Source organism: Rhodoferax ferrireducens, from assembly GCF_003347515.1.
In the GTDB taxonomy this organism is placed as follows: Bacteria; Pseudomonadota; Gammaproteobacteria; order Burkholderiales; family Burkholderiaceae_C; genus Rhodoferax.
This window is the reverse complement of the sequence record NZ_QEII01000172.1, coordinates 1-727: the sequence shown is the minus strand read 5'-3', so window position 1 is coordinate 727 and position 727 is coordinate 1. Positions and strand designations below refer to the sequence as shown.

The window sequence follows — 727 nt, the reverse complement described above, 5'->3', positions numbered from 1 at the left end:
GATGACCGACGGCTATGCTGTCTATGACCAGATCTCCAGCGCGAACCGATTGGTGCACCTGGCATGCTGGGCGCATTGCAGACGCGACTTCAATGACGCGCTGCAGGCATTGCCCAAGCATGCACGGGGAGCGGACCAGCTGGCTGCGCAGTTCATGGCGCTGATTGGCAAGTTGTACGCGGTGGAGTCGCGAGGGCGTGATCTCAAGCTGGGGGCCGAAGAATTGCTGGAACAACGCCAGCTCCACAGTGTGCCGGTGCTCAAGCAGATGGAGGCCTTGTTGCTGGCCAACCTGCATTCGGTGCTGCCGGGCAGCTTGCTGGGCAAAGCGCTGCATTACCTCGGTTCACAATGGCCCAAGTTGTGCCTGTATGTGACCCATGGCGCGTATCCCATCGACAACAATGCTTGCGAGAATTCCATTCGTCCATTTGTGATCGGGCGCCGGGCATGGTTGTTTGCCGACACGGTCGCCGGAGCCAATGCGAGTGCCAACCTGTATTCGCTGCTGCAGACCTGCACCGCAAACGGCGTTGATGGGTTCAGGTATCTGCGTGCGCTGCTGGTGGCGCTGCCCACGGCGCAGACGGCTGATGACTACGAGGCATTGCTGCCGTGGTCTATCGCGATGCCAGTCGACTGATCAGTCGGCTGGTCATCCCCACCCCCTGAATCCCCATCCCATTTGGCGGCTTCGCGCAAGGTGTGCGGTTAATAGATCGCATAC

1 protein-coding gene is annotated in these 727 nt (G+C 60.1%); it reads left to right on the top strand.

Annotated features, from left to right (window positions below; all coding sequences use genetic code 11):
- A partial coding sequence (tnpC, locus tag C5P05_RS01140) for an IS66 family transposase (RefSeq protein WP_114968071.1) occupies positions 1-643 on the top strand: 643 nt, incomplete at its 5' end.
- Between the last annotated feature and the right edge of the window lie 84 nt (positions 644-727).